This window comes from Bradyrhizobium sp. BRP23, assembly GCF_020194135.1.
Classification (GTDB): Bacteria; Pseudomonadota; Alphaproteobacteria; order Rhizobiales; family Xanthobacteraceae; genus Bradyrhizobium; species Bradyrhizobium yuanmingense.
Genome location: NZ_JADYVW010000013.1, coordinates 156,157 through 182,990, shown reverse-complemented (window position 1 = coordinate 182,990; position 26,834 = coordinate 156,157). Strand labels below are relative to the sequence as shown.

Annotated in this window: 19 protein-coding genes and 3 pseudogenes; 15 read left to right on the top strand and 7 right to left on the bottom strand. The window is 59.3% G+C overall.

Going from position 1 to position 26,834, the window contains the following annotated elements; translation table 11 throughout:
• The first annotated feature begins 955 nt into the window (after nt 1–955).
• The 11 genes from I6F24_RS29475 to I6F24_RS29425 all read left to right on the top strand — a co-directional run bounded on the left by I6F24_RS29475 (nt 956) and on the right by I6F24_RS29425 (nt 13,314).
• The gene (locus I6F24_RS29475) at nt 956–1,315 is read left to right on the top strand and encodes a hypothetical protein (RefSeq protein ID WP_225129780.1); all 360 of its coding nucleotides are present in this window, start codon (nt 956–958) and stop codon (nt 1,313–1,315) included.
• A 37-nt stretch (nt 1,316–1,352) separates the two neighbouring features.
• On the top strand, nt 1,353–2,816 hold the full coding sequence (locus tag I6F24_RS29470) for a trehalose-6-phosphate synthase (protein ID WP_225129779.1): 1,464 nt from the start codon (nt 1,353–1,355) through the stop codon (nt 2,814–2,816).
• A gap of 1,150 nt (nt 2,817–3,966) precedes the next feature.
• On the top strand, nt 3,967–4,452 hold the full coding sequence (locus I6F24_RS29465; protein ID WP_225129777.1) for a hypothetical protein: 486 nt from the start codon (nt 3,967–3,969) through the stop codon (nt 4,450–4,452).
• A 122-nt stretch (nt 4,453–4,574) separates the two neighbouring features.
• A complete protein-coding gene (locus tag I6F24_RS29460; RefSeq protein WP_225129775.1) occupies nt 4,575–5,243 on the top strand; it encodes a hypothetical protein in 669 nt (222 codons plus the stop codon).
• Complete coding sequence (locus tag I6F24_RS29455; RefSeq protein ID WP_225129773.1) at nt 5,240–6,064, top strand: prolyl oligopeptidase family serine peptidase; 825 nt, start codon at nt 5,240–5,242, stop codon at nt 6,062–6,064. The genes I6F24_RS29460 and I6F24_RS29455 overlap by 4 nt, the downstream gene beginning before the upstream one ends.
• Nucleotides 6,065–6,790: 726 nt before the next feature.
• Nucleotides 6,791–6,997, top strand: coding sequence for a cold-shock protein (locus I6F24_RS29450; protein WP_122406874.1), 207 nt, complete (start codon nt 6,791–6,793; stop codon nt 6,995–6,997).
• 1,108 nt (nt 6,998–8,105) lie between these two features.
• Nucleotides 8,106–10,238 (top strand): prolyl oligopeptidase family serine peptidase, encoded by a 2,133-nt coding sequence (locus I6F24_RS29445; RefSeq protein WP_225129771.1) that lies wholly within the window; start codon nt 8,106–8,108, stop codon nt 10,236–10,238.
• Between the two features lie 37 nt (nt 10,239–10,275).
• Nucleotides 10,276–11,010, top strand: a complete 735-nt coding sequence (locus I6F24_RS29440; protein ID WP_225129769.1) for an aspartate/glutamate racemase family protein — start codon at nt 10,276–10,278, stop codon at nt 11,008–11,010.
• A gap of 601 nt (nt 11,011–11,611) precedes the next feature.
• On the top strand, nt 11,612–11,878 hold the full coding sequence (locus I6F24_RS29435) for a helix-turn-helix domain-containing protein (protein ID WP_225129829.1): 267 nt from the start codon (nt 11,612–11,614) through the stop codon (nt 11,876–11,878).
• On the top strand, nt 11,772–13,142 hold the full coding sequence (locus I6F24_RS29430) for a type II toxin-antitoxin system HipA family toxin (RefSeq protein WP_346277012.1): 1,371 nt from the start codon (nt 11,772–11,774) through the stop codon (nt 13,140–13,142). The genes I6F24_RS29435 and I6F24_RS29430 overlap by 107 nt, the downstream gene beginning before the upstream one ends.
• 10 nt (nt 13,143–13,152) lie before the next feature.
• Nucleotides 13,153–13,314, top strand: a complete 162-nt coding sequence (locus I6F24_RS29425) for a hypothetical protein (RefSeq protein WP_225129765.1) — start codon at nt 13,153–13,155, stop codon at nt 13,312–13,314.
• 593 nt (nt 13,315–13,907) lie between these two features.
• On the opposite strand, the pseudogene I6F24_RS29420 reads toward I6F24_RS29425, so the two are convergent.
• Together I6F24_RS29420 and I6F24_RS29415 are read right to left on the bottom strand one after the other, a co-directional pair.
• A pseudogene (locus I6F24_RS29420) lies at nt 13,908–14,516 on the bottom strand (DDE-type integrase/transposase/recombinase); the annotation flags it as partial.
• A 521-nt stretch (nt 14,517–15,037) separates the two neighbouring features.
• On the bottom strand, nt 15,038–15,316 hold the full coding sequence (locus I6F24_RS29415) for a hypothetical protein (protein ID WP_225129763.1): 279 nt from the start codon (nt 15,314–15,316) through the stop codon (nt 15,038–15,040).
• 976 nt (nt 15,317–16,292) lie between these two features.
• On the opposite strand from I6F24_RS29415, the gene I6F24_RS29410 reads away from it, so the two are divergent.
• The 4 genes from I6F24_RS29410 to I6F24_RS29395 all read left to right on the top strand — a co-directional run bounded on the left by I6F24_RS29410 (nt 16,293) and on the right by I6F24_RS29395 (nt 24,192).
• Nucleotides 16,293–17,564, top strand: a complete 1,272-nt coding sequence (locus I6F24_RS29410; protein ID WP_225129761.1) for a DNA repair exonuclease — start codon at nt 16,293–16,295, stop codon at nt 17,562–17,564.
• Nucleotides 17,565–17,567: 3 nt separating this feature from the next.
• Nucleotides 17,568–21,110, top strand: coding sequence for a YhaN family protein (locus I6F24_RS29405; protein ID WP_225129759.1), 3,543 nt, complete (start codon nt 17,568–17,570; stop codon nt 21,108–21,110).
• A gap of 296 nt (nt 21,111–21,406) precedes the next feature.
• Nucleotides 21,407–22,456, top strand: coding sequence for an SIR2 family protein (locus I6F24_RS29400; RefSeq protein ID WP_225129757.1), 1,050 nt, complete (start codon nt 21,407–21,409; stop codon nt 22,454–22,456).
• Nucleotides 22,453–24,192, top strand: coding sequence for an ATP-binding protein (locus tag I6F24_RS29395; protein ID WP_225129755.1), 1,740 nt, complete (start codon nt 22,453–22,455; stop codon nt 24,190–24,192). The genes I6F24_RS29400 and I6F24_RS29395 overlap by 4 nt, the downstream gene beginning before the upstream one ends.
• A 288-nt stretch (nt 24,193–24,480) precedes the next feature.
• Here the strand turns inward: I6F24_RS29395 and I6F24_RS29390 are convergent, their stop codons facing one another.
• From I6F24_RS29390 to I6F24_RS29380, 5 genes and pseudogenes are all read right to left on the bottom strand, one after another.
• Nucleotides 24,481–24,957 carry a hypothetical protein gene (locus I6F24_RS29390; protein WP_225129753.1) on the bottom strand — a complete coding sequence of 159 codons (477 nt, stop codon included), beginning with the start codon at nt 24,955–24,957 and terminating at the stop codon, nt 24,481–24,483.
• A gap of 127 nt (nt 24,958–25,084) precedes the next feature.
• Nucleotides 25,085–25,507, bottom strand: a pseudogene (locus I6F24_RS37680) (HipA domain-containing protein); the annotation flags it as partial.
• Complete coding sequence (locus I6F24_RS37675; RefSeq protein ID WP_345944125.1) at nt 25,449–25,706, bottom strand: HipA domain-containing protein; 258 nt, start codon at nt 25,704–25,706, stop codon at nt 25,449–25,451. The pseudogene I6F24_RS37680 and the gene I6F24_RS37675, both read right to left, overlap by 59 nt.
• 122 nt (nt 25,707–25,828) lie before the next feature.
• A pseudogene (locus tag I6F24_RS37670) lies at nt 25,829–26,452 on the bottom strand (HipA N-terminal domain-containing protein); the annotation flags it as partial.
• The gene (locus tag I6F24_RS29380; protein WP_225129751.1) at nt 26,452–26,703 is read right to left on the bottom strand and encodes a helix-turn-helix transcriptional regulator; all 252 of its coding nucleotides are present in this window, start codon (nt 26,701–26,703) and stop codon (nt 26,452–26,454) included. The pseudogene I6F24_RS37670 and the gene I6F24_RS29380, both read right to left, overlap by 1 nt.
• Nucleotides 26,704–26,834 lie beyond the last annotated feature (131 nt).

Here is a 26,834-nt window from a genome sequence, read left to right as displayed (position 1 = left end):
TGTATCCCTTCTTCGGACGAAGCCGAAGCAATCGATCAATTTGCCCAGTCTTTTCGCCGGCAGACGCCGGCCGAGCTATTCGCGCGGCAATGGCTAGTGCCATACTTCGTGCGTTTTCCTGGCAAGTGCCCGGAATTCGAGTGATCTGAACCCGACCATTTATCTCAACCTTGTCGTGCGATGTGCTCCCACTGGAGGAGCACGTGCTCAAAGACACACGCTTAGGCCGTTAAGCCCGACAACTGACCTCTCGAACGTAGTTCGGCTGTTTCCGGAATTCGAAGCTGCCGCCCAGCCGGCTTCGCAATCCGAATCCGCCTGGGCAACAACCCGCAACGTCGACCAGGAAGCCGTCGCCGGTGTCGAGAACTGGCAACAACTGCCATAGCGGCGCAGGCTGTCCGGCAGCAGGCGGCGAGGCCGCCGGTTAATGATCGCCATCTGTCCGTCGCACGGCAACCAATTGTTGCACCGACGACGATCGTGCGGTTCACCTCTGCGTTAGCTGTAGATCACGACCAGGCGCGATGCCGCACTTGCGACCTTTCTTTGCGATGCCCCAACATGATGATCGGATTCTCAGCAGCACCAAGCTGGCACCGTAGGCGATGTGGAGATGACTCCTATGCGAAAGAGTGCCACGGGACGAGGGCATCTGGTGCGCTCCACAGCTGCACATGAATGGCCATGCGCACCACCATTCCTGCGATGAGCGGAAGAACGTCCAAGGACACTTCGAAGGATCGACCACTTGACCACGCAAATCTTGTCATCAGCACCGTGGCTGGCCGCACAAAGTGCGTCTGATTAGCGGGGGGCGGCTGGAGAGTGATGCGCGGTGCTGGTCATCCAGAACCTTCGATCCTGCTATCTAGCTCGGCGACCGGTCAGCTTTCGGAAAGCTAGACCCGGCATCCTAGCGTAGTGGAAAGTTGCGGCCAAAGGGAGTTACGAGATGGTTCGAATCCATGACGCGCTCGATACCGCAACGGTGGATTCCGGCGGTACATCAGGCGCAACCCAGGAAGATGAAACCTCAGCCCAAGCGGCCTTCGCCCTGCACCTCGACGAGATACCGTTGGAGCAGGAGCAAGAAGGAGGTGCAGGTCCTTCTCATGCTGTTGCCTCGGGCGACGCGGAGCATCGCTCGGTAAACCAGCAACCCGACATGAAGCTGGTCGTGATTTCGAACCGCGGCGCGCCGTTCGACCCCAATAAACCCCAGACCGGCGGACTTGCCGCAGCCCTCGAGTCGGTCGTCGAACGTTCCGGCGCGGTCTGGATGTTCTCCTCGGAGAATCGGCGACGGGACTGAGCGGCCCCTGCCACTCGTGAAGGCTGGCGAAGGCCATGTGGCCGAACTCGATCTTCCGGCCGCGCACCATCGCGGCTACTATCGAGATTATTCGAATTCAACCTTGTGGCCGGTATTACACTCCCTGTCCGACCGGATGTCGCGCGCGGAAGAGGGATACGACAGCTATCGACAGATGAACAACTTCATCGCGCGTGCGGCGTTCGACTTGCGGGATCGGGACGCATTCTGGGTGCATGATTATCACTTGCTCCCGCTCGGGGGCGATCTGCAAAAGCTCGGCATCGAGCGGCCGACCGGCTTCTTTCTGCACACGCCGTGGCCGACGCCCGACATGATAGAGCGAGTACCCAATCATCGCGAACTGATGAAGTCGATGCTGGAATACGATCTGCTCGGCTTTCAGACGAACCGGGATCTGAACAATTTCTCGGCCTGCCTGCGAACCTATTTCGGGCTGGAGAGCAAGGATGGCGTCGTGACCACGGAACGTGGGCAGTCGCGACTTCAAAAATTCCCAATCGGTATCGATCCCAGGCAGTTCGCAGAGTATCTTTCGGCAGAGCTCTCGCCCGCAGAGCAAGAAAAAATCTCGTCATTATTGCAAAACTTTGAGGGCGCGAGGTTTGCGATCGGCGTGGACCGCCTAGACTACACGAAAGGTATCGACAAACGCGTCGAAGCATTTAACCAACTATTGGCGGTCGAGCCGGGCAGCATATCGCTGTTGCAGATCGCGCCGTCCTCGCGCGCCGACGTCGACGAGTATCGAAAGTACAAGGAGGACGTGGAGAATGCGATCAACCATGTCAATGCCGAGCATGGCACAGAGGAGTGGAGGCCGATCCACTACACGAATGACCCGTTCAGCCAGGCTGCACTCGCGCGTCTTTACCGCGCGGCACATGTAGGTGTCATCACGCCGCTGCGGGACGGCATGAATCTGGTAGCGAAAGAATATGTTGCTGCCCAAGATCCGAAGGATCCCGGCGTTCTGGTACTATCGAAGTTTGCTGGGGCGGCTGAAGACTTCAACGAGGACGAGGCGCTGCTGGTGGATCCAAACCATCCCGAAGAAATCGCAGCCGCCATTTCGAAAGCGGCCAATATGCCGCTTGAGGAGCGTGTCAGGCGCTGGCGGTCGATGATGGATAAGATCGAATCCTATACCATCCACGACTGGTCGGCGGACTACCTCCGGGAGCTGGACAAGAGCCGCATCACCGTTCCGGCTGATCAGTTCCACCATCTCGGTCTCGGATGGACCAACGAGGCTCAAATGCCCCTGTACCAAAACTATGCCGCGGCGCTGACCGCCTATAACGACATCGATCCCGCTGATGCCGCTTTGAAGGAGGCTGCCTATGCAGACGTGAAGTTGGCCTTTGTGGCTTTAGCGGCTCCACTGAAGCATACACAGGACAGACTCTGGGATCTGCCGGCGCCGGCAGCTTCACGCGATGGTCATCACGGACAAGAGTTCGGTGCCAGCGAGGACTGACCGCGAAAAGCATAGCACGGCGGATGAGGCTTCTATAGCAGGACGGAGGAGCAATCCAGGGCGATGACGCGGTTCTTGCGCGCGGCGCAGGGCCGCAGGAAATCAAGACATCATGCGAGTGGTCCATGATCAGAAGGGGGCGATGCAGTCAACTCAGGTTGTATCTCTAAACGACGCTGATGCGGGTGGTGGCGGCGGCAGCCGGCGCGCTGCTGCCCGTTGATCGTTCCGCCCGGAAAGCGGCGCTTGTTCTGGGCCGCAACAGCACCGTTACGGAACAGTTCGCACTGAGGGTTGCACTAGCCTTGAACCAGCCCGGGTGATCTGGTCGGAGCGGGCGTTCTCGACCGAAAATCTCGCCCTTGATCTCGTTTGTGCAATAGGGCTTCGATGAGGATCACGGCTCGTGCGTCGGTCCCCGCCGGGTGGATCAGGATCGTTTAAGCTGGACCGTAGCTCCCTCAATTGCTGCTCATGCCCAGCTTCATTTCGCCGTTGCGCCGAAGAACCTGATCTGGTGCTTGTACTTGTTGTTGATTGTTGGCTCAATCTCAAGACGTAGCGTAACTAGCCCGTTTCTAGGGCGTTTTTACTCTCTTCGCTCGAGCGCAATCCTCTCGACAATCAGTCAACGAACCGAGCTATCGGCTTGACTTGTGGGTTTCGCGAGGACAAAGCTCGTCCAAATCGGCAACGCTTGCAGTCAACGACCAGGAGGTCGCCATGCATACCACCCTTGCCGATGTCGATCTGGCTTCTGATCAATGCGCTGCTCTTCGTGGGGATGATGCCCGTCGACAAGTCTGCCCGGTGACGCCAGCGAGAAGGCGCAAGCTCATATGCGGAGGAAAGCAGCATCGCTGCGTCCCGGTTTTTGACGCTGGCGCTGTCTGGCAGGCGCTTCGCCGACCCGCTGTGATGTCCGCTTGGCAAGCAATGTCGGCAACCGAACAGGGTCGTGCAGCTCCGAACGGCTGAAACTCACGACTCTTTAGCCGGCACGCAGCTTGCAATAAGGGGGCGCGACACAGCGTAAGCCGCGCTACGTCATGCGCTTGCGTGCTTTCCGCCGCTTCTGCTTGACGCGCCAGGGCCCGCGACTGTGGCCACTCGACCTCGGCCGGAGCAAGTCCCTGACGAAATCACTCCTATGCGCCACGTTGCTTTCGATTGCCTGCGCACGGCGCTTTCACACAAGCGAACGGATGCGGCGGTGACTGATGACCCATTCCTTTGGCTCGAGGAGATTGAAGGGCCAAGCGCGTTGGCTTGGGTTCGCGCCGAGAACGAGAAGACGCTCGGGGTACTCCAGTCGGATCCTCACTATCGGCGCTTCTACGAACAGGCGCTCTCCATCCTGCAGTCCAACGATCAAATCGCAGATGTTCGATCGGAAGAGCGCGGTTTGGAGAGTTTCTGGCGAGACGAGGACCACATACGCGGCGTCTGGCGGCGCACCACGCCTGAGAGCGATCGTAGTCAAGATCCAACGTGGGAGACCATCCTCGACGTGGACGCCTTGGCAGTCGCCGAGAAAAGAAACTGGGTCTTTCAAGGTGCGAACTGCCTTCCGCCTGAACAGCGCCTCTGCCTGATTAGTCTTTCCGATGGCGGCAAGGATGCCGCGTCCATATGAGAGTTCGACTGCGACGCCAAAACCTTCGTTGCGGATGGCTTTTATCTCCCAGAGGGCAAGCAGACGTCAGCTGGGTCGATGGTGACACACTCCTTGTTGCACGGGAGTGCGGTGAGGGGACTTTGACGCAAGCCGGCTACCCCTTTGTGGTGAAGGAGCTCAAACGCGCTCAGCCGCTCAGTGAGGCTCGCGAGATGTTTCGTGGCGAGCCCACCGACGTTCTGACGTCCCCCTTCGTGCTTCGTGACAGCGAGGGCAATATTCATGCGACCGGCGCGGGCCGCGCGATCAGCTCTTTTGAGTTCGAGTATGTGGTCTTTCGCCCCGACGGACCCGTCAAGCTCAATCTGCCGACGAAGGCCGCGATGAATGGCCTAGCGGGTGGTCGCCTGCTTGTAACGCTTGATGAAGATTGGACGCCGCCGGGCGATATCAGCTTCACCGCCGGATCGCTGATCTCGTATGACCTCAACGAATGGAAACAGGATCCGCTGCGCGCCAGACCATCGCTTGTTTTCCAACCTGGGCCCCGCCAGGCCCTGAGCGGGTGGGGCGCCACAAAGAATTTGTTGATACTGACGATCCTTGAGAACGTTCAGAGCAAAGCGTTCGTTTATAAGTACGATCGGGGAGCTTGGTCGGCGGCGTCGATCCCGCTACCGGAACATGCATATGTCAGCCTGTCAGGCATCTCCGATGAAGCGGACCAGGCCATGTTCACCGTCTCGAGCTATCTCAGCCAACCTCAGTCTGGTATTTTGATGCCGAAAGCAAAAACCTTAAGGAATTGAAGACGACACCGGCTGCCCTCGATGCGTCCAATCATGTCGTGGAGCAGCTCGAAGCCACTTCGCGCGATGGCACGTCAATTCCCTATTCTCTGGTACGGCCGAAAAACGCAAGGTTTGACGGCACAATTCCGACACTTCTCTATGGCTATGGCGGTGTCCTGGAGTCGCTTCTGCCCTCTTATCTGGGACCGGTCGGGCGGCTCTGGCTCGAACAGGGCAATGCCTATGTCGTGGCGAACCTGCGCGGGGGCGGCGAGTTTGGTCCAGAATGGCACCAAGCGGCGCAGGGAGCAACGAAGCAGACGACATGGGATGATTTCATTGCCGTTGCAGAGGACCTGATCCGCCGCAAGATCACGAGTCCACGCCGGCTAGGAGTCATTGGCGGCAGCCATGGCGGCCTGCTCGTTGGCGCTGCAATCACCGAACGTCCCGAGCTCTTCAACGCGGCGATCATCCAGGTGCCGCTGCTTGATATGCTTCGATACACCAAACTGGGCGCCGGCACCGCCTGGATCGGCGAGTACGGTGATCCCGCCATTGCCGAGCAGCGTGCGTGGATCGAACGCTACTCGCCCTACCAGAAGCTGGTCGCGGGCAACACCTATCCTGCTCCCTTAATTCTTACCTCCACCAAGGACGACCGCGCGCATCCAACGCATGGCCGCAAAGCTGCCGCGAAGCTCGCCGGGCTGGGCCAGCCTTACTTCTATTACGAGAACATCGACGGGGGACACAGCGCCGCGGCCATTCTCATGGAAGATGCGCGTCAACTGGCTCTTGAATACACCTATGCATCGAGGCGGCTTTGTTCTGAGTAAAGTCGGTGGACGGGCTGATCGAAGCAGACAAATAGAGACCATCGGTTATCTCAACCTCTTCACGGTGCTCAGCTGAATTCATCGAACCCAAGGCGAGAGGCTGATGAACCGCCGGCGGCGCGAGGAAGTTCGTCAGTAGTTACCGTTTTGAACAAGCTCCACAGTTGCCGAGCGGGTTTGCTGGCTTCCCAAATACAACATGACGAGCGGATAACTTGCCAAATGCGCTTTATTCAGGATTGTCTCGGCAGACCCTGCTCGTTCGATGGGACTCGACGTGCGGTTGACATCCGAAGGCGAACAGCCAAAGCGCAGCCCTGCGGGCCGTCTTCAAAGCACGTCAGGTAGCTTCAATACAGGCATGCGCGGATTGACAATCCTGCTCTAGGCTGCGCAAAGGAGTTCACGACCGCCCTGTTGTTCAACGTCGATGAAAACGATCCGCCGGCTCAGGATGAGCGCGGCATGTTCGAGGCTCCGCAAGCCTTCTGTAAGCCGGTCGCGCACGACGAGTGAGGCGAAGGTCAAACGTCATCTGGGCAGAAGCCTTGAGGCGAACTGTCGTCGACGTCAGGACGCTTTAGTCGCTTGCACAATGCGGCCTCAGCTAGACCACGCGGTGAAAAACGAGCACGTGACTAGCGCAGCGACTCGTCTCTTGCCGACCCTCTTGATGGCCGGGAGACTCTTCGCTAGATCACAACGGTTCACTATGGAGATGCTGCCGTGGCAATGGGTATTGTGAAGTGGTTCAACTCGACCAAAGGTTATGGCTTCATCAGGCCTGAGGACGGAAGTCCCGATGTCTTCGTGCACATCAGTGCCGTCGAAAAAGCCGGTTACACCACTCTCGAAGAGGGGGCCCGGGTAAGTTATCAGCTCAAGGCCGGGCGTTCGGGTAAGATGTCAGCTGAGGATCTCCGGGTTGGCTGATCCGACTCGCCTCCGGAAACTGCTCTCTGCAAAGCGGGTTCTCGCACCCCGTCGGGCGATGCCTTTGACGGCGCGCTGGGCGTTTGGCCTTTCTACGGTCGGGGGCGGCGGTCTTGCGGACCGGATCGCGCCGGCCCGGCGCGGTCTTACAATCAGGATCATCGGGGTATCCGAAAGGGCTTCTTCCGCCCAACGTTCGACGAACCGCTCCAACACGCAAACTCTAAAATCCCGGTCGATCAGAACTATCAGGATCGGCTGATGGAAGTCATGAGAACGGCGATCTAGCTGGAAGCCTGGAAAACCTTATCCCCACTCCGGCACTTAACTTCTAAGCCTTCAATCGGAATTCGCAGATGTAGAGCGAGATCGCCCGCGCCAGTACTCGTCAGCATCATACAAAGGCGCGCGGCTGGCCCGACACGGCACGCGTTGGGGTGGTGCCGTTACATGGAATTGATCGGCAATTATCTCCGGTGGATCGCGTACGCGTGTCCTTTATCTCAGGCGCAAAAGCACAGCGCATCCCGAAATCCCTGCGCTTGGAGGAGATAGATAAATTGGCCCTCACTTCACGTTGCCTTTCAGCGTCCCAATGAAATTAAGCTGGTAGTGTCGTGTTGCGACATCCTCAAATCGGCGTTCGCAGGTGTGCCATGAACACGGCCTTTTCCTGGCGGCGATTTGGCTACTGCTAAACGAGCTCTTCTTTGTCGCACGATGCCCGCTCGCAAATCAGGCCGCCAACACTCAGGCCGCTAAGAGCTCACACGCCCTCTGTCCGAACGCAAGCGAGAAGCAGCCCCGCCGCAATTTCGCACTGCTGATGCGGTTCCGCGGTCGAACCGGCGGCCTCAAAGGGTGATGCCGAAACGTTACTCGGCGGACACCTGATTGTCACTTCAGAGCCAATGTCGGGAAACTGGCATGGCGATGCGGCACGATGCGGCGGAAACCTGCTGTTTGTCGGCGGCATGCTGCTTGCACAGATCGAGCTGCGAGTGGCGCGACACAGCGCGTGCACGGTCGCAACACGAATTTCGCTACCTTCGCCCACACGCAAGAACTTGTGGGCTCGGCCTGCGTGCCTGGTCCGAGGATAAGCCAAATGAAGAAGTCCCTTCTGCGCGCCGCGTTGCTCTCGATGATGTGTTTCACGGTCGCGCTGCTCCATGGGCAGTCTGGTGCGACTCCAGTGGACGATCCGTTCCTCTGGCTCGAGGAGGTCGAGGGACCGCGCGCATTGGCCTGGGCACAGGCCGAGAACGAAAAGACGCTCGGCTTGCTGCAATCGGATCCTCGCTACGATCGCTTTTACCGGGACGCGCTGACGATCCTCCAGGCAAAAGACCGGATTCCGTTCGTTTCGCTGCAACGGCAAGGTCTCGAAAATTTCTGGCAAGACGAGAGCCATGTGCGCGGCATCTGGCGGCGCACTACGCTTGAGAGCTACCGCGGCCAGGATCCCCGATGGGAGACCATCCTGGACATTGACGCGCTCGCTCTCGCCGAGAACAAGAACTGGGTCTACAAGGGTCGCAGCTGCCTTGGGCGGCGCTGCCTCGTCAAACTCTCCGACGGTGGCAAGGACGCCGTGTCGATACGCGAGTTCGACAGCGAAGCCAAAAGCTTTGTTGCAGGTGGATTCCAACTGCCCGAGGGCAAGCAGAGCGTCAGCTGGATTGATCGTGACACCGTCCTTGTTGCACGTGATTGGGGCGAGGGGACCGCGACCGAGGCCGGCTTCCCTTTCGTGTTGAAGGAACTCAAGCGCGCTCAGCCGCTCGATCAGGCGCGCGAAGTCTTTCGCGGCCAGCACACCGACTTCAGGACCTTGCCGTTTGTGCTTGGTGAAGGGTGGATGGATGTAACCGGCGTGGTCCGTCAAATCAACGGCTTCGAGCGGCAGTATGTGCTGTTCGGGCCCGCCGGGCCGATCGAGCTCGATCTGCCGAAGAAGGCCTTGATCGTCGGCATCGCGAGTGGCCGGCTGCTTGTGAGACTGGACGAAGACTGGATCCGCTCCGGCGATACCAGCTTCAAGGCTGGCTCAATGATCTCGTATGATTTGGCCGAATGGAAGCAGCATCCGCTGCGTGCGAAACCCTCTGTCGTTTTCCAGCCGAACTGCCGGCAGGCACTCAGCGGATTTGGCAGCACCAGGAATTTCCTGGTCCTGACCATTCTTGATAACCTTCAAAGCAAGGCGTTCGTCTACAGGTACGATCAAGGTGCCTGGCTTGCCACACCAGTCCCGCTGCCGAAGAATGCGACCGTAAGCCTATCAGCCACTTCCGCGCAAAACGATGAAACGACATTTACCGTCTCTAACTATCTCACGCCAACATCGCTTTGGTACTTTGATGTCGAAAGCAAACGGCTCGAGCTTTTGAAGACGGCACCTGCGACGTTCGACGCATCGAAGCATGTCGTGGAGCAGCTCGAGGCGACTTCGCGCGATGGCACGCGGATCCCGTACTTTCTGGTGCGGCCCAGGAGCGCCAGATTTGACGGCTCGACCCCGACGCTTCTCTATGGTTATGGCGGGTTTCAGATTCCGCTTCTCCCCTCCTATGGAGGAGCTTTGGGTCGGCTATGGCTCGAACAGGGCAATGCGTACGTCGTTGCCAACCTGCGGGGAGGCGGCGAGTTCGGTCCACTATGGCACCGGGCTGGCCAGGGAGCAACGAAGCAAAAGACATGGGATGATTTTATCGCGGTCGCCGACGATCTGATCCGTCGGAAAGTCACAAGTCCGCACCGGCTCGGCGTGATCGGCGGCAGCCAAGGGGGCCTGCTGGTTGGCGCCGCAATAACCCAGCGCCCCGAGCTTTTCAACGCGGCGATCATAGGGGCGCCGCTGTTCGACATGCTTCGATTCACCTACTTGGGCGCGGGCGCGTCCTGGACCGCCGAGTATGGCGACCCGGCCATTCCCGAACAACGAGAGTGGATCGAAGCCTACTCGCCGTACCAAATGCTGGTACCGGGCAAGACCTACCCGGAGCCTTTCATTTTTACCTCCACCAAGGACGACCGCGTGCATCCTGCGCACGGCCGTAAGGCCGCCGCGAAGCTCGCTGCGCTCGGCCAATCTTATTTTTACTTTGAGAACATCGATGGGGGGCACAGCACTGCCGCAAATCTCATCGAACGTGCACGCCGGCTGGCTCTGGAATACACTTATGCATCCAGGCGGCTTTGCAACAACGCCGAGATTTTGCCGCCGAAAGCGCGGTAAACCTGTGCCACCTTCGCAATGAAGTGGAGATCTCAAAGTGCAGCGGACGATTGGGCTGATCGGAGGGATGAGCTGGGAAAGCACGGCCATCTATTACAAGGAAATCAATGAAATCGTCCGTCAGCGCCGCGGCGGTCTCGCCTCGGCAGACATCTTGCTGCGCTCGGTTGACTTCGGCTATATCGTCACCCTTCAGAACGCAGGAGATTGGAAGCAAGCCGCGGCTTATTTAACGAGGATAGCCCGGCAGTTGGTTGACGCGGGCGCCAGCTGCATCCTGATCTGCACCAATACGATGCATGTGATTGCCGACATTGTTGCTGCCGAGCTGAGTGTGCCGCTCATCCACATCGTCGATGTGACCGCTGCGGCTCTTCTCGCTGCTTCCTTCAAGCGACCACTGTTGCTTGCGACGCGCTATACGATGGAGCAGCCGTTCTATTGTGATCGCCTGCGGCAGCGCTTCGGCCTTTCACCTGTCATACCGGGGGAGGGCGAGCGGAGCCGGATCCACAATGTCATCTTCGATGACCTGTGCTGCGGCACTGTTTCTGATCTGTCGCGCCAGGAAGTTATCGACATGATCGCGCGCGGTCGTACACGGGGCGCCGACGCCGTTATCCTCGGCTGCACGGAGATTGGGCTTCTCATCGGCCCGGAACATTCAGAATTACCGGTGTTCGATTCGGCGAGGCTGCACGCCACAGCGGCAGCTGATTTTGCTGAGGGTAAGCTGTCAGTTGGTGCCGTCTCCATAAACGCGCAGCGATGATCGTCTTGCCGATCGACACTTGATCTTGTCCTCGGTGATGCCGACCTCGGCCTTAGCCGGGGTCCCAACGCCATGGCGGGCAGCGCGGTCGCGCAATGCAATTGTCAGCTTGTGGCAAGATCAAACCGGCGTCCCGATCACGATGAGCTGCCGCCGCCTACAACATCGCCGAGATCGTTGTGGGGCCGGCAGCGCCGCTCGACACCGAGCGGACGCTAAGGAACATGCTTCGCTCGACGGAGATTAGCGCGGATTTTCCCGCCGGTCGTCTCGATTCTCCTTTTCAAGGAACCCAGTGCTCGGGGAGCAGAATTCCCGACCGGTAACTTTTTGGGCCGCTCACCGTTGGCTTGAGGTAAATGTTCCCGCCCGGTAACTTTATCCTTTCTTTCCATTGGAATGGTAACAAAAGTTCCTGATCGGTAACTTTTTCCTGGACATTTGCTGTTTCAACCCATAAAGTTCCCGTTCGGTAACTTATAACGAGAGAGCTATGAACAAGCCTCCAAACGGCACTCCCCCCTCGGGCGGAAACGAGGCTCCTGGCGAGACCGGTGTCGCCCGCCAAGCCGCCGAGTTCGCTGCAGCATTCGGTCGCCTCATCCAGAAAGAACGCAAACGCCAGGGCCTCCGGCAGGACGAGCTGGCCATGGTGAGCGGGACAGGAAAGCGCTTCATCGTCGACCTCGAGGCCGGAAAAAGCACCTGTCAGCTCGGGCGCAGCCTGCACGTGGCAAACGTGCTCGGGCTGCGCATCGAGGATGTTCTCAGGGATGCCCAAGCCCGCCGCGCGAACACTTCCGAGACACCGGACATTCCCGACAGCGACGAGGAGGAGCCTCATGGACCGTCTTCCGGTCTACTTTGAGACGCGAGAGGTCGGCTGGATCACGGCCGCCGACGAAGCGTCAGGCTTCACCTATGCCGAATCCTGGCGCGGGCTGACCGGCGCCTTCCCTGTGTCGCTCACCATGCCGCTCTCGCGGGCGTCGTACGATGCCTCGGTAATTCTGCCATGGGCGGCAAATCTGCTGCCGGAGAACGCAACTCTCGGGACCGTAGGTCATATGCTCGGCAAGTCGCCGGCCGATGTCATCGGTCTTCTTGCCGAGATGGGCCGCGACACCGCCGGCGCGCTCTCCGTCGGACAGCCTGGCACCGGGCTGATCGCCGGCAAATGGCGAGAGATCCCCGACAAGGCCTCCCTCGAGCGCATCCTCAATGAGCTACCCCACAAGCCCTTCCTCGTCGGCGAAGATGGCGTGTCGATGTCGCTTGCCGGTGTGCAGACGAAGCTCGCCGTCGCTCTGGATGGCGACACCCTGTACATACCGATCGACGGCGCGCCATCGACCCACATCATCAAGCCCGATGGCGAGCGCTTGCCTGGCGCCGTCCAGAACGAGGCATTCTGCCTGACGCTCGCGCGCATGATCGGAATCCCGACGCCGAAGGTGACGACCGGGACGGCAGGCGAACGTACCTACCTGCTGGTTGAGCGCTATGACCGGCGTCATGAGGGCAAGAGATGGCGGCGGCTGCATCAGGAGGACTTCTGCCAAGCCCTGGGCCGACCGCCAGCTGCCAAATACCAGAACAACGATAGAGGCCTAAAAGGACCATCATTGGCCGACATGGTCGGCGTGACCCAGCGCCACATGACAGCACAGGAGACCGCCCGCTTCGTCGATCTTGCAATCTTCAATCCGATGGTTTGGAACACGGATTCTCACGCCAAAAATTACTCGTTGATGCTATCGGCGCGCGGCGCCGCCATGGCGCCAGGCTACGATATCGTCTGTGCGGCGCCATATCCGAAGATCACCCGCAACATGGCGCAGAAGATCGGCGGGCAGAAGCAGGCTGACCAGCTCGGACGCAACCACTGGGAGCGCTTCGCCACCGACTGCAAGCTCTCTCCAGCGCAGACGATCCGGCGCGTCTCCGAGATTGCTCAGGCCGTGACGCAACATGCAATGGCGGCCAAGGCCGCGGTCGAAGCCATGCCTGCCGGCGGCGATCCCGTCCTGGACACAGTGGTCGAGGCGGTGATTTCGCGCGCACGCGGCTACCTAGAGCGCCTGAAGCAAGCGGAGCCAGCGCCGGAAGGCGCAGCAGCCCCATCGCCCTAGGAATAGACGCATGTGGCGAGAAAGCCGAGCCCGCCTGCCTCACCGCCGGAAAACGTGGCTGCACTGCGCTCAAGGCTTCCGGGGGGAGGTGCCCGACGATTTTCCGCACAAGGATACGATTATCGCACTCGAGGCGCTGCTCGAAATCGACAACAAAGATTTCACCCAGTAGGCCCCGATCTTCCGCATCGCTTATGTAGCTTGGCGCGGCGCGCAGGATAGCAAGATGTCTGCTCCCGGCACGATATTCGCGACGTGGCGCGCGAAACCGCAAACGGCGGTTAATCGCAAGGCTATGATGCGTGCCGATCGAGTGGCAGACGCCAGGCTACGGCGAGCTTCGTGCTGATGGTCGTAGCCTTCTTCGCCATCAAAGAGACGAACTCGGCAAGCCGCCGCGCCTCATGCTGGTAGTTGTCTCCAAATCCTTGTCTCCAAACGCTTGGCCCGCTCGCGTTGCGAATCGCGCAGTGGTCATTGGATGCGTACCAGCGGCGGCAGGGTCAGTGTGCGAGTCTTTGGATTTCTACCTCGTCAAAGATGCCGCTTACGACATGGCTCTCGCTTCGGAGTTGGCCGATCTCTGACAAAGTCGCGCCGGACCGGAGAAGCTCGCCAGCAAGGCGGTGTCGGAAGATATGGACCATGCAGCGGCGGACATATGACCTTACGTTCAATGGACCACAGGGGTACCGACATTGCGATTTTTCCCAGCATGAATTTTCCAGCGCCCACAAGCCCGGACGTTCTTGACGGGCATCATTGAGATCGAAAAAGAGGTTCGTTGAGCAGCTCATCGCGCATCCCACCATTGAAGCTGTCCATGAAACCATTCTGCATTGGCTTTCCTGGCGCGATGAAGTGCCAGTCGATAACCGGTCCTTGCTCCAGGCCAGCATGGCGTTGCCGGTGAACTCGGCGCCATGGTCAGACACGATCAGTCCTGGCTTGCCGCGTCGTGCGACGATCGCCGTCAGTTCGCGGGCGACGCGCCGTCCCGAGATCGATGTATCCGGAATGGCGCCAGACATTCCTTAGTCACGTCATCGACGATGTCGAGGATGCGGAAGCGCTGCGTGTTGGCGAACTGGTCGTGGACGAAGTCCAGCGACCAGCGAGCACTGGGCTGACCTTCATCAGCATATCGGGGGCTCGTCGCTTGCGGACAGTGAGCCATCCTCCCGGCAAACCCGGTAGATCCGGTTGAGCCTCCCGCCGCAGCAAGTCGAACGGCCGGCGGTATCCGAAATGCAGCCCATCGTTGGCGCGATCGCGCAATCGACCGGGCCGAGGCGTGTCTGGAGGGCGGCTGAAGCTGTAGCGGATCATCGTCCGATCAGCGCTGACGCGCGAACAGGCCCGCCGCTCCCCGAGAGAACGCCGCCCAATGTGCTGAGGTCTTCGCGCGCTACCAGCTGATCTCTGATCCGGCCGCTGACGCGCGATCGCTTCTGTACCCGCGGCCGGATCACCGGCCTCTGATCGCGTTAGGCGAGCCGTTTACGGATATCGAGCTGCACGCCTTCGCGCGATATGGATCGCAGTCGCGCTTAAAGGCTTAAACAATCCAGGACGCCCAGCCCTGGTGAGGTGGGGCACTTGCTATAGGTGTCCCGTCCATTTGGCGTCAGTGGAAAGGTTGAGCGCGCTACCGAGGAGTGACGCACGCGGATTCCTTCGTGCGCGGAGGAATTCTTACAGCGCGACCGCACCGTAATTGTACGGAGTTCACTTGGCATTTAGATACCGATAATTTGACCCTCGCCGGGGCTGGAATTTCATCCCGAAGTCGATTGCAACCGGCAAAGGGGTCGCTAAAGGGCGACCCCTTTTCGATTGTATCGCGCTGTTCGACTTCTTCGAGTCGCACATCACCGCCTGAAAACAAGGGGCGCTCACTCGCGATCGGCCTGCACGCGCATCCATTCCAATCTGATATCGATAAATCCCAAATTGGTATTAGCGTGATCATTGGCGGCGATGGCGTACCTGCAGTACCGCATGGGTACATCGATGCAGTTGATTTCTTCGATGAACTCCAGCGCGAAATGATGAAATTCGCTTGATATCTGCGGTGCCTGGCAGAAATTGACGAATTTTCCTCTTCGTGACGAGGTAAGTTTCCGTTCTGGACGGTGTCCGGCCGACGGGCCCGGGTCCAGATCAAGACTCAAGCCGAATGAGCTCACGCAGCAGCAGCTTTCGATCGATGCCGAGCAGCGAGGCTGCTTCGGATGCTCCGTACCAGAGTTTCTGACTCCGGAGTTGCAGAAGATGAAGTTGGGGGATCGTCGCGAAGGCTTTAAGTCTCTCCGAGGAGCGACAACTGGAAGTGATCGGGTACCTCGGCAATTCGGCTCGCTGCGATCGGGTTCCGTGAGAGTGACCAAAGTTGGTCGTCTCCAAAGCGATAGCTCCGATTCTTTGAACGAGCCGCGTGAATTGTGGGTTCGTTTTCGCGCTTGCACTTCCACTGCACAAGCTCGGAGCCCCGTTTGGCTACGACAACGAATCGGCTGTAATCGGGTCGATTTCTAAGGGGCCGAAAAGCAGTGCGATCCTATTGCATTGGTTACCACAAGGCCCGCGACTACTCTCCGGCCACGGCGGCGCTCCATGTTTTTAGCGATAATTCCATCGCGCGGCAGGATTGCTGCCTTCCGCAGTGAAGAGCCTCTTTACCATTATGGCGGCGTCTTACGTTGCGACGAGGCGGCAGTATCGACTACGAAGTCGATGTCGCAGCGGCCTGTCTTGGGCCGGTCTGACAACCAAAGTCGTCATCTGACGAAGGTCCTGGGCGGATAAACCGCGGTTGCGGCACGGTGTGTGTTCCCAGCCGATCGCCGCATTTGCGAGAATTTCGACGCGAGGTCGCTAGGAAAGCGGCTCGCAGGACTGGGGAGCTAGCTCAGATAAGACCTTGTCCGAACCGTTACCGAAGACACGCTGTCCGCAACATGGATAACGCGATACTCATGTTAAACGTGCCACCGAATCTTCGCGTCGCCCTCAAATTCGGCGGCCCCTTCGAGTCCTCATCGACAATCCCTTTCCGCGTTTGCGGATACTTGGTGACAACGCTCCGCTCAAGATTGCGATAAAAGGATTTTACTAGTTTGTTCTGATTGGAATTAAGCGAGTCCTGTTGTGAGCACTTTCCAATTTATCCATACCGGCGACATACATCTGGACAGCCCCCTGAGAGGCCTGAGCGGACAGGAGGGGCCAGCGGCCGAGCGCATTCGAACGGCGACCCGAACTGCCTTTGAGGACCTCATTACTCAGGCGATCGATAGACAGGCGGCTTTCGTGGTCATCGCCGGAGACCTCTACGACGGCGATTGGCGCGATTTTCACACCGGCCTGTTTTTCGTTCGGCAGATGGGTCGTTTGCGGGGGGCGAAAATCCCCGCCTTCGTGTTGCACGGCAATCATGACGCCGAAAGCCAAATCACGAAGCGGCTGACGCTTCCTGACAATGTTGAGGTGTTTAGCTATCGAAAGCCCCAAACTTTCAAGCTCGATGATTGCCGCGTCGCCCTTCACGGTCAAAGCTTCCGCCTGCAGGCGACGACGGAAAATCTGGCAGCAGCCTATCCCGCGCCGATCAAAGGCTATTTCAACATCGGCGTGCTGCATACTGCACTCGGCGGAATGGGTGGTTCTCACGAGAACTACGCCCCTTGCACGCTCGAAGAGTTGGTTAACAAGGGGTACGACTATTGGGCGCTCGCGCACGTGCATCAGGGCGGCGTACTGCATCAAAATCCGCACGTGGTGTTTTGCGGCAATCTACAGGGGCGCCACATCCGCGAAGCCGGCCCGAAATCGGCGCAGCTCGTTACGGTCCAAGACGGAGCGATCGAAGGCGTTGAGCTGCTCCAAACGGATGTCGTGCGGTGGATGCATGTCGATGTACCGGTCAGTGGTAGCGCGCGGTTCGGGGATGTTGTAGATCAAATCAAACGTTCGATCGACGAGGCGGCCAAGAACGCAGAAGGCCGACTGCTGGCTTGTCGCATCAAACTAAGTGGCCCGACGGCTCTTCACGCCGAACTGATGGCGTCTGCGCCGCAATTGTTGGCTGAAGCGAGAGCCGCAGCACTGGCTCTTGGCGAAGAGGTTGCATGGATCGAACGTGTGATCAATGCGACCGTGCCTGCGACGGCAGTTTCTATCCAGTCAGCGGGCAGCGCGATCAACGATCTCAAAGTCCTGCTAGCTCAGGCTGCGGGGGATTCCGATCTCCAGGCAGAAATCGCGAACGATCTGGGCGACCTTGTCCGCAGGCTTCCTCACGACGCGGCACTTGATATTGACGATTGTCTTCTCGAAGCGGTGATCGCGAAACAATACTCGGTTGTGATTGAGCAGGCTGGCGAATATCTGAGCGCACGTCTGACCGCGGAAAGGCGTTGATCCGTGCGTATTCGTTCTCTTGACCTGATCCGTTACGGACATTTCACCGGCACGACGCTTCATTTTCCGTCAGGCGAACCTGACTTTCATATCGTGTATGGCGAGAATGAGGCTGGAAAGTCGACGACGATGTCGGCGATTGAAGATCTGCTCTTCGGTATTCCCGGGCAATCATCCCGTAATTTCCTGCATGAGAATGCGGCGCTGCGCATCGGCGCCGCCCTAGAACGCGACGGCGCGCTGCTTTCGGTCCGGCGTCGCAAGGGCAACAAGGACACGCTTCTCGGCCCGGACGATCTGCCGATTGCGGCTGGCGATGGCCTGCTTGCTCCTTTGCTCGGCGGGATGGACCGCGCGTTTTTCTGCCGGATGTTCTGTCTTGACCATGAGCGCCTGCGGGCTGGCGGACGGGATATCACCCAGGCCAAGGATGATATCGGCGCGGCATTGTTCGCCGCAGGGGCCGGTGTGTCAGGTCTCCGCGATCGGTTGGGTGCGATGCAGGCAGAGGCGGATGGGCTCTGGGCCAGCCGCAAGGCGGGACACCGAAAATACTACCAAGCGGAAGACCGCCTTAAAGAGGCTGATGCGGCGTTGCGTCAACACATGGTGAGCGCAAGCAAATGGCAGGAATTGAAATCCGCCCTTGAAGAGGCGCGCGGCCTTTGCAATCAGATCGAGAAGGAAATCGAAGAGCAAGTTTCCGAACTTGCAAAGATTTCTCGAGTCCGGCGCGTATATCGCGGTGTGCGTCGGCTTCAAGAGATTGAAACCGAGATAGTGGACCTCGGCGCGGTGGTCGAATTACCTCCCGACGCGGCTAGGCAATTTGAGGAGGCCTCGGGCGATAACGCTGCTGCAGAAGTGCGCATAAGCGCATTCCGCGAACAGATTGCAACAATCGGCGCGGAAATTTCCGGACTTGTGGTTGACGATAGCGTTCTGCTCCACCAAACGGAGATTGAACGCCTCTCGAACCGCAGCATACAGCTCTCTTCGGGCCGGACGGACTTACCGAAGCGGCGGGCCGAACTCGCCGCAGCGGAAGAAGGCCTGAAGCGCGCGGCGATTGAATTGGGTTGGACAGGTCCCGTCGCCGACCTGGTCGAGAGAATTCCGCCGCGGGCCAAGGTTGCAGCAGTCCGCGGACTGTTGACATCGCGTGGCAGCCGATTTGCCGCCGTTGATAGCGCTGAAGCAGCGCTAGAGGGCGCCAGCGAGAAACTCGCTGATATCCAGGCACGGATTGAAACGCTCGGAGCGCAGAAAGACCTTTCGGCGCTGGCTGGGGTCGTCGAGTCCATTCGTGCTTTTGGCGATCTCGATGCGCGTCTTCTGAGTATCCATCAAGAGCATCAGGATGCCGATAGATCATGTCAGCGGCAAATGGCTGATATGAATCCGCCTATCGTGAGTGAAACGAGTTTGCAGGCGTTGAAAAGTCCGGCGGAAGAGGCGGTAAGGGTGCATCGCGATGCTGCCCGCGAGCTTCAGGCGCGTATTCAGCGCCAGCAAGCTGTGACGCGTGAGCTGACCCGTACAGTCGAAAACAATCTAAAGTCTTATGCTCGTCTTGTGTCAGATGAAAGAATTGTCGGCGTTGAGGAGTTGAAGAAACTGCGCGAACGGCGGGATGCCGGATGGTCTATCATCAGGCGCAGACATGTCGACAAGATCATGGTGCCAGAATCGGAGGAGCTCGCTTTTACAAGCGGCGAGCCGCTGCTCAATGCGTATGTGAAGGCCATCGAAGACGCCGACGCCGCGGCGGACCGTCGTTTTCAGAATGCGCAGTCGACGGCTGCGGCCATGGTGCTGGCGCGGCAAATCGCTGAAGAGCAAGACGTCCTTGAATCCGCCAAGCAGGAGCTGTTTTCGTTAGCCGAAGAGCAGAAGGCATTGGCCGAGGCCTGGGCGATCCTGTGGAAACAGGTTACCGATAACCCGCGTTCTCCGGACGAAATGCTGGATTGGCTCGATGCAAGGGCTGGCGTGCTCGATCAAATCGCCAAGCGTGACGCCGCGCTTCATGCAGAGTCCTCGCTCCAGCAGCAAATTGCAAAAGCCAAGCAACAGCTCGCCAGCTTGATGGCGGACACGGCAATCGCAGCCTCGGCAGATAGTCTGCCGCTGAACGGAATTCTTGCGGCTGCCGAAGCGCGCCTCCGTATGGAGGAGGGCAACACACAAAAGAGGAATGAACTCGCGCTAGAGCAACGGAAGGTCGCAACAGAAGTCGAACGCAGGCGCGTGGCTGTTGAAAACGCTGCGAAAGAGCGTGATGTCTGGAATGCGCAATGGAGGGAGGCCCTGAGGGGTATCAATCTGTTACCCGAAGCCCCGCTTGAGACCATTCAAGCGCAAATCGAAGCAATCGATCAGATGCGGGAGACGTCTGCCAAGATCGCGGATTTGAAGCACGAGCGCATTGGAAAGATCGAGCGGGACATCACGGCGTTTACCGATGATGTCGAAAAGCTCGTAAATGCGATCGCGCCGCGGTTTTCCGGGCAGAATGCAGATGAAGCAATCCTCCAACTCCATGCGCAATTGAATGCGGCGAGGCAGACTGTCGTGTCCCGCGACGAAAAAGCTGAGGCGATGCAGGGCCTGCAGAAGAAATTGGAAGAATGCGACAAGTCCAGGACGGACGCCGAGGCGGTAATAGATCGCCTCAAGAGGGCCGCAGCCGTCGATTCGATCGACAGATTGCGAGCGGCTATTCTTCAGTCCGATCTACAACGCGCGCTTAGGGATGAGCGATCGCGCTTGCGGACCACGCTTGAGGCTGATGGCGATGGGCTTGGTGTCGAACAACTCGCCGAGGAATGCCGCAGCGCCGATCTCGATCAAACAACGGCTCGGGAGCAAACGCTGAAGGCAATACTCAAAGATGCCAGGGAACGCCAGCTGATCGCAATTCAGAGTCGCAATGATGCTGAGCGTTTGTTCGAAGCCGTCGGCGGCGACGCCGCTGCGGCCAAAGCTGCTGGTGATCGTCAGCTGGCTTTGGCCGAGATGAAGGAGGTGGCGGCGCAGTATGCGCGCGTTCGCTCCGCAACCATCATCCTGAGGTGGGCGATCGAGCGGTTTAGGCGCGAAAAGCAGGCACCATTGCTCAAACGGGCAGGGGAGCTGTTCTCTATTCTGACCGGCGGCTCGTTCCAACGCCTTACGCTCGAATACGACGAAAAAGATGTGCCACATCTGGCGGGCGTGCGTGGGGACGGTGGAGCGGTGCCCGTATCAGGTCTCAGCGAAGGAGCCGCCGATCAGCTCTTTTTCGCGCTGCGCATTGCTGCCGTTGAAGAGTATCTGATGCATGCTGCGCCGGTGCCATTTATTGCCGATGATCTGTTCATCAATTATGACGATGCGCGCGCCTCGGCCGGTTTCAGGCTGTTGCAACTGCTTGCGGAGAAAACGCAGGTGCTTTTCTTCACCCATCACCAGCACCTGCTTGATGTGGCGTCTACCGCGTTTGGCAGGAGTGTTTCGACGGCAATGCTGGAGCCTCGTCCACATCAAATGAAAAACGTTGCTTAGATGGATTGCAGAATGCAAGTCTCGAGATCATTATCTCTAACTACAAAAGCCGTCCGCGACGCGGAGTTTGCGTCGACATGCTTCTCGGACTTCCTTTTGGGGAAAATCAATCCGAGAAAGTTCACGGTCCTGCAGGCCCTTCGTCGTCTCGACACCAAGCGTAACCTGATCGGCTAAGGGCTAATTTCAGATTTAGCGAGGATGCAATCCTCGCCGAAATTGATCCATTCACTAAATCTCATAGGGATGACGACGGCTGTAGTGGATACAGTCGGCGTTGGCCGGGAAGGGACTGTATGGCGGCCAAGAGCGCGCCGGAGATCGCGCAGGAATTCGCGCAGGCGGCGCTCAGCGCCGCACCGGTGATCATTCTGGGCAGCGGCGCCTCGGCTGCGCACGGTGTGCCCGGCATGGGCGCCTTGGCGTTGCAGCTTTCCGCTGTCAAGCCGCCCACAAGCTGGACAGCAGACGAGAGGAGCGAATGGGATAAGTTCATCGCGCAGCTTGCGGCCGGCGATGATCTCGAAAGCGCCCTCCAGGCCGTGCGCCCGACGGAACGCCAGACCCAGTTCATCGCCAGCGAGACCCGCGCCTTCTTGCTGCCGCACGATCTTCGCGTCCTCCAGACGCTTGTGGCGGACCGGCGCGCGCTGCCGCTCTCGCGGCTGTACCTCCATCTCTTCGACAGCACGCACAAGACCGTTAATGTCGTCACGCCAAACTATGACCGGCTTGCCGAATATGCCGCGGACGCCGCCGATGTAAGCACGTTCACCGGCTTCAACTACGGTTATCTGCAATCGCGCGCCCGCGATTCGAACACGCGCATTTTCGTCAATCGGCAGGTGACCCGTACCGTTGCCGTCTGGAAAGTGCATGGCTCTCTCGACTGGTTCCAGGATTCCGCTGGCCAGATCATCGGCGTCCGCGGAATGCCCGACGTGCCGGCCGGATACTCGCCGCTGATGATCACGCCGGGAATCGACAAATACCGGCTGACACATGGCGAGCCGTTCCGAACGATCCTAGGCCGCAGCGATGCCGCGCTGGAGAACGCCCGCGCCTATTTCTGCGTTGGTTATGGCTTCAACGACGAGCATCTTCAGACCAAGCTGATCGAGCGTTGCGACCGCGATTCCGTCCCGCTTGTCGTGATTACCAAAGAGCTGACTACGTCCGCCCGGACCTTCCTCGGCGGCGGACGCTGCCGGCGCTATCTCGCGATCGAGGAGGGGACGATAGGCGCGCGCGCCTACATGCACGACGTGCCCAACGGGTTTGACGTAGATCAACCGATCTGGCGACTCGACCGCTTCCTCAATGAGATGACAGGAGTTTCCGCGTGAGCATTCTGAATTTTGCGGACGAAGAAGCGCTTGGCCGCGTCCAATCGGTCGACACGACCACGGTAATCGTCCACGTCGATGATGTCGAGGCGCTGCGGGCGCTGCAGGTGAACCGGCTGGTTGCGCTCCAGAGCAGCCTTGCCGGCCACAAGTTGATTGGCGTGATCCAAAAGATCATCCGTACCGCGCTCGGTGAAGCGAAGATCGCCGATGTCGAGCTAGGCGAGGCCGCGCATCCCGAAGTCAATCTGGTGCGGATTATGTTGATCGGCACGCTGCTCGATCGGGACGGACCGCGCGCCAATGTCTTCCGCCGGACGCTTGAGACCGTCCCGGAGATCGATGCCTGCTGCTTCGCTCTCGAAGGCGAGTGCCTTACGCGATTCATGGGCGTGATTTCGGAGGTGACCGGCGGCGCGCAGCGCCTGTCGCTTGGCGCCTATACGCTCGATCCCAACGCTCAGGCGTTCGTCAATGGCAATCGGTTGTTCCAGCGTCATGCGCTCATCGTGGGCAGCACCGGCTCGGGCAAGTCGTGGACGACCGCCCGCCTGCTCGAGCAAATCGCCGAGCTCGACAGCGCCAATGCCATCGTGTTCGACATGCACGGAGAATATGCGTCCATGGCTGGCGACGGTTTCGTCCATCTTCGTGTCGCGGGCCCAAGCGACATCGAAGCGGGGAAGGGGCTGAACGATGGTGTGCTGCATTTGCCCTATTGGCTTATGAGCTACGAGGCGCTTGTCTCGATGTTTGTTGACCGCTCCGATCAGAACGCCCCAAACCAGGCCATGATCATGTCGCGTACCGTCGTGGACGCCAAGACGGGCTTCCTGGAAGCCGGCGGTCATGTCGAGGTGCTCGCCAACTTCACGATCGACAGCCCGGTGCCTTTCAGGATGGAAACCGTGCTCGGCGAGCTCAACCGGCTCAACACAGAGATGGTACCGGGAGCCAGGACGGGGGAGAAGCAGGGCGATTTCCACAGCAAGCTCAGCCGGCTAATCCAGCGCCTCGAGGGCAAACGCACCGATCGGCGCCTCGGCTTCCTATTCCCTGCGTCCGGCGTGGCGGACAGCTATGATTGGCTCGATCGCGCAGTTGAGCTGCTGCTCGGTGGCAGGACGGCCAAAGGCGGCCACGGTGGCGTCAAGATCATCGACTTCTCCGAAGTTCCCTCCGACATTTTGCCGCTGATCGTCGGCATGGTCGCGCGCATGGCCTTCCACGTGCAGCAGTGGAGCGCGCAGGGGCTTCGCCATCCGGTGGCACTGTTCTGTGACGAGGCACATCTTTATATTCCACAGGATCCGACTTCGGGCGCCGCGGAGAATGCGATCGCTACCTTCGAGCGCATCGCCAAGGAGGGGCGGAAATATGGCGTCGGACTGGTGGTGATCAGCCAACGCCCCGCCGAAGTGAACCGCACGGTCGCCAGCCAGTGCAACAATCTCATCGCGATGCGGCTAACCAACGGTGACGACCAGGCCGTCGTGCGGCGGCTGCTGCCCGACAGCCTCGGCGGCTTCGGCGACCTGCTTCCGGTCCTCGACACGGGCGAAGCACTCGTCGTTGGCGATGCGATTCTACTGCCCACGCGTATCCGCATTGCCAAACCGATAAACGAACCGCTTAGCGGCACGATCCAGTTCTGGGATCGTTGGGCCGACCCAGCGGCTGCGGCGACGCTCGATAAGGCTGTCGAGAGCTGGCGCCGTCAGACGCTTGTCAAATAGTTGCCTTCCGGCAAGCCTCTGGCGCATCTCGATGCTGGGCCAAAAGTGACTCGCTCATCGACATTTGTGAAGTCTGAAGTGAGTTGTCGCTCGCGGAACCAAGCTTAAGGTTGCTTCTTCACCACAGTAACGATGCCGTAGATATACTGCGGCGCGGGCCTCTAAAGTTCACATCCGCTCCTAGGGAAGGCAATCGCAGATTTCCGCAGATTGCGCGGCACCCGCGCTTTGCCTCTGCGTTCTCGAAAGATAGAATATGTCCCCTTGTCATCTCGCTCGACCTGTCGATCACCAGCTTGAAGCGGCTGGCGAAATGGCGGTGTCGGTCACGTGACGCGGATTGCGGTCGGAAACCTCCTGATGTGCGAGTCGACGGAATGGCGGAAGCGCATCGAACTGAAGTTTGTGTTTTGGCTGGCGATAGGTTTTAAGCCCTTCACTCCATGACCTCGGCGTGAGCGGAAGAGGCTCAAGGGGGCAGTTGACGGGCGGCCTCAGCGCGTCGAGCGTGAAGTGAAGGACGTCGCTCATGGTTAGTTTGGAAACGCAGTCGCTTTTGGAGCTTGCATACGGACGGCGCGGGCCGCTCGCCGTCGAAGGAGAGCGGCAATCGCCGTTCGAGAACCGGGCCCGTTTCTTGAGCCGCTGGTTGGCTGCTTTCGGGCAACGCTCCCTATTGCTGATCGCGCTGCTGCTCTTCTGGTAGGCAGCATCCAGGTTTGGATTGGTCGATCCGGTCTTCCTGCCACCGTTCACGGAGGTCATCGTAGCCGGCTGGCAGCTTGCGCAAACCGGCCGAACTCTATGACGTCTCCGCGAGCTTGCTGCACGCCTTGAGCGGATTTCTGATCTCTGTTGCCTTGATCGTTCCGCTTGGTTTGGCTGTGGGCAGTCAGCCCGGCTGGGCAGCCAGCGAATTCACACGACGCTTCGCGCCATCAGCAATCGATATGGCCATCTTCTCCGGAAATCCTTTTGGAAGCGCGTTCAGCACCTGATCTATGGCTTTTGCGGCTGTATCGCCGAGCTGCTGGATGACAAGCTTGACTGTTTTGTCGGGGAGACCGCAGCTTTTCGCAGTCTGCACGACATGTCGGCCGAGAACCGTGTGGACGACGTAATGCCGGTTGCTGCCGATCGCCATGGCCAGCCTCATTTGGTTTTGACTGATCTGTCCAGCGTCCAAGCTCGGTTGGGTCGAAATGATGTCGTAAAGCGGGGCAAGATGAAAACGTCCGCCCGGCGCCAAATGAACGCTAAAATTCTTCGCATGGCCATCGGTGGCGGCGAGCAGCCAGAACACGATCTGCGCCTTGAAAGAAAATGGCCTGGTCGTCCTCAGGCGTATCGCTGCCCTTGAGGAAATCCGAGATTTTGCGGATGCCGGGTCCGCCATCGGATTCATACTTTCGCGCGGGTGGAACAGACAGCGCCTGGCAGCAGTCTTCCTGCGGCGGCCGCAACAGGCGGCCGTCGCGCGTCCAGATGCGATCGAACCGCTCAACTGCGAGCACTCGGCGTCCGGCGAAATCGATGATGCTTGATTTGGCGACGGCCGGTCGCAAAGCCGCGAATGCCGCGGCTGCCGACGGTGAATTGGCCGCCGGGGCAAGCCGAGTGCCGCAACCAGCTCAAGGCACAGATGCTCGTTTTCAACGCTGCCGGTCAGGTCGATTCCGTTCGGCAACTTCCCGATCTGCGGCTTGATAATGTGCGTAGTTGCGGTCGTGCCATGAGGCACGTGCCACCTGTCTTTCCAGTAAAGCAGCGCTGTCTTTTCCTGCGCGCCCGCGAGAGAAATGCGGAAGTCCTGGTCGGCGCCGATGCCGAGCGGATTGCTGGCAAGATTGCCGAGAATGGCGGCGACATCCTGATCGCTAGCGGCGCGGCCATCAATGGCGCCGGCGCCCCCGGGTGCGGCACCGTCGGGAAGGAATTGCAGCGCGCCGATGCAATCGCGGCCGATTGCGGAGAGCAGGCTGTAAGCGTCGGCGCCATCAGCATGCGCGCGTTCGGCGACGCGTCGGCGGATGTCGTCATTATCGGGCAGAAGATTGTCAAAAACGGCGACGACGGGATCGCCGATATAACGATCCTCCCGCAATGGCAGCGACACCGAAACGGGGGTGGCATTTTCCCACGCGAGCCACTGCTTGTCATACTGGAAATCGATTGCGCCGCTGCTCTCGCGCCGCAGCTGCCCGACCAGCGGTGCATTGAGATAGACGTTGAGCGGCGCGCGGGCAGGACGACGCGCCATCAGAACAGATCCTCAATCGCTTCAGCCGTCAATTTGGTCCGCGGCCGGATGACCAACTCGAGGTCGAGCGCGGCCAGCGCATCCATCAAGGTGCGCAGCCGCGTTGCAGGTACACCGGCTTCCAGCTTCGAGACCGTCGCTTGACGCGCATGCATCTTCTCACCGAGGCCAGCCTGGGTGAGCTTCTTCTGCCGCCGGTAGCGCCTGATCCCGGCGCCAACTTGTTGGGGGGTGCGGGCAATCGTATCCATAGGTTACCATGCGCGAATGCGTATACATCGTCAATATACGCGATCGCGAATATCAGCACGATTATACGCGTCCGCGTATATCTGCGCATAATACGCAATTGCGTATGAAGCCCCGCGATTTCCCACGACCT